Source organism: Wolbachia endosymbiont of Madathamugadia hiepei (assembly GCF_013366855.1).
Classification (GTDB): domain Bacteria; phylum Pseudomonadota; class Alphaproteobacteria; order Rickettsiales; family Anaplasmataceae; genus Wolbachia.
This window is the reverse complement of the sequence record NZ_WQMP01000133.1, coordinates 1-2,840: the sequence shown is the minus strand read 5'-3', so window position 1 is coordinate 2,840 and position 2,840 is coordinate 1. Positions and strand designations below refer to the sequence as shown.

At 33.6% G+C, this 2,840-nt stretch carries 3 protein-coding genes and 1 pseudogene; 1 reads left to right on the top strand and 3 read right to left on the bottom strand.

The features are described from left to right. Window positions 1-240: pseudogene (locus tag GO685_RS04565) on the top strand (IS5-like element ISSoc13 family transposase); the annotation flags it as partial. Here the strand turns inward: GO685_RS04565 and GO685_RS04560 are convergent. The 3 genes from GO685_RS04560 to GO685_RS04550 form a co-directional block, all read right to left on the bottom strand. Then, window positions 224-499, bottom strand: a complete 276-nt coding sequence (locus GO685_RS04560) for a hypothetical protein (RefSeq protein ID WP_175937767.1) — start codon at window positions 497-499, stop codon at window positions 224-226. The pseudogene GO685_RS04565 and the gene GO685_RS04560 overlap by 17 nt on opposite strands. A 73-nt stretch (window positions 500-572) precedes the next feature. Continuing rightward, a complete protein-coding gene (locus GO685_RS04555) occupies window positions 573-1,892 on the bottom strand; it encodes a M16 family metallopeptidase (protein WP_175937766.1) in 1,320 nt (439 codons plus the stop codon). After that, window positions 1,879-2,840: M16 family metallopeptidase (locus GO685_RS04550; protein WP_175937765.1), on the bottom strand; the 962-nt coding region annotated here is incomplete at its 5' end. The genes GO685_RS04555 and GO685_RS04550, both read right to left, overlap by 14 nt.

Here is a 2,840-nt window from a genome sequence, read left to right as displayed (position 1 = left end):
GACAGCGATGCTTTTGTAGCCAGCCTTGAGAACAGAAAGTGCAAAGCTGTGATTCCGCCAAAGAGGAATTGAAAAGTGAAGAGAGACTACGACAAACATCTTTATAAAGAGCGGCATTTGATTGAATGCTTCTTTGGAAAAATCAAGAACTTTAGACATGTTTTTTCTCGATTTGACAAGACTGCTGAGGTTTTTATGGGTTTTTTAAACCTCGTTGGTTCTCTCATATGGCTTCTCTAAAATTTTGTTCACAGAGACTAAAATAGTTAAAAAAAGAGTATAAACTTGACATCAGGGACGTTGAGCTAAAAAAAACACCTGCGCCGATATTACCGAGCATTATACCCACCATGCCTATTTGTTGACTTGTGATATAGATCAACCTAACAGTCATCAACATACCTGTGTTGATAGCAGAAAATATCGTTATCAAAGGATTTAACAAAGTAATTGGAGCTCTTTTGTTCCTTTTTGTAATACCTTTCGTATTGTTTTTCACCTAAACGTTGAAATTAGCTATATACTAAAAATTGTAAAGAAATATAGTTAAAAATTTATTCATATTATAGTGATTATTTACTTTTAGCGTTCCTTCCAACTTCAACAAAAAATAAATTTTCAGGATCTAATAAAGAACTTGCCAATTTGTTTACTTCCTCTAATTTAACGTCATTAATAATGTTTGTATAATTATTTATACGATTAACATCACGATCATTTATCTGTATATTATCCAGCAGTATTGCTGTATTTGTATTATTGGATAGAAAAAAGGCAAGGTTATTTACTGCACTGGTTTTTGTATCCTTAAACAATTGTTCGTCAATTCCCTCTTTTTTTACCTTACTTAATACATCCTTTACCGCTGATATAGCTTTGCTAGCAGTAGAACTATCAGTACTCATAAATCCAAATATAGCACTTCCATGTTTTTTGGGAATAATGCTTGCACTAATACCATAAGTAATGCCCAGATTTTGTCTCAATTCTTTCATTAGTATAGAATTTAGCCCCATGCCACCAAGCGCATCAATTAAGACACTAGCGTTATAATAATTGGGGTCTTCATATGCCATACCTTTCTGAGCAAAAATTATGACACTCTGTGGTATATCCATAAAAATGTTCTTACTTTCTGCGGGACCAAAATCATTTTTTACAGGTATTTTTTTAACTTTCGATCTTTTTGATGGTAATTTAGATAAATATTTATCCAGTAGCTTACTAATTTCTTCCTTTGTTGCGCAACCAACAACACTGATAACCATGTTGTCTTCAGCAAAATTGCGCTTTATGTATGTCAAAACATCATCTCTAGTAATGCTCATTACAGTATCAAGAGTTCCATATCCACTTTTTGAGTAGGGATGCTTTTTAAACAACAACGTCTCTAGTTCTTTTCCAGCAACAAAATAAGGATTTTTTTCGAGATTATTAAAAGTAACTTTTGCTTTTTCGAAAACTCTATTCAACCCTTCAGGGTCAACTTTAGGACGCATTATAGCGTCACTTAGTAACGAAACTGCGTCCTCTAAATTCTCAGACAGAGTATTTAATGAAACCCTAAATGCTTCTAAATCGGCAATAAAACCTAAACTAATCCCTTTATCTTCAAGCTTTTTCGCAAAATCTTTGGCATCATTTTTTCCTGCTCCCTCTTGAATTACAAAAGAAGTAAACCAAGTAAGCCCCTGTTTTTCCCCGTTCTCGTATGCGTAGCCCGCATCTTTGAACGATATATTCAGTGAAACTTTTGGTAAATCGCAATTTTCAACAAATAAAAACTTAAATCCTTTATGGGTAATAACCTCCTCTATATTTAGGTTACCACTTGCTTGTAAGTTAAAGCCTAGACAGAAAAAAAGTATAAATACAAGTTTACTTACCTTCATTATTACCTCCTTTTGGTAGCAAACGACCAACTAATTTGTTAGTAGAAAAGATAGTGCGAATTTTGTTATTTACATTCTCTAAATTAACATCATTGATTTTACTATATGAAATATCTATCTCATCAAGTGAAATATCAAGTGCTAGATGTGGTATGTAAAACATTGCTATACTAGTTAAGTCAGATAGCTTACCAAACTGTGCTGCTTTGTATTTAGACTTTGCACTTTGCAACTCCTCATTCGTTATTCCTTCAAAGATAAAGTTATCAATAGCATTATCTAGCTCTCTTTCAATGATGTTCAACTTCATTCCGCTTTTCGGAGTTACCTCAATATCAATGTAGCTATCGCTAAAGGCTAAACTGCTATAATAAGTAGATACTGATACTGCCACACTTTTATCCAGAACCAAATCTTTATATAGTTTACTAGATTTGCCATCCCCTAACACTTTAACTGCCAAGTTAACAGCGGAGGTTTCATCCATGTTCTTGAATAAAGGAACACGATAACGAAAATATAAAACTGGTTCTTTTACTTCAGTGCTTTCTAAAGTTACCGATAGATCTGCATTATGTGCTGGATCCTGATTTGGGTAATGCCTAATTGTAGGCTTAGCTTTAATTTCCCCATATTTTTCTCCTGCTAGTTCCACTACTTCATCGAATTCCACATCACCAACAATCAGCAGGATTGCGTTGTTTGGATGGTAATAGTTGTCATGAAACCTTATTATATCATCTTGATTATAAGTTCTAATATCGCTTTCCCAGCCGATAACAGATCTGCCGTAGCCAGTACGGTAAAATGCACTATTCATTTCTTCCCATAGCAAATTGTTAGGATTATTATCAAACCTCATCTTCCTTTCTTCTAATACAATATTTTTTTCCCTATCTATTTTGTCTTGAGTAACATTAAAATTGCCCATTCTATCTGCTTCAACTT

Bases quoted from the DNA above. Each gene is read 5' to 3' on its own strand.
- GO685_RS04555 (WP_175937766.1), bottom strand. From the start codon at position 1,892: ATGAAGGTAAGTAAACTTGTATTTATACTTTTTTTCTGTCTAGGCTTT.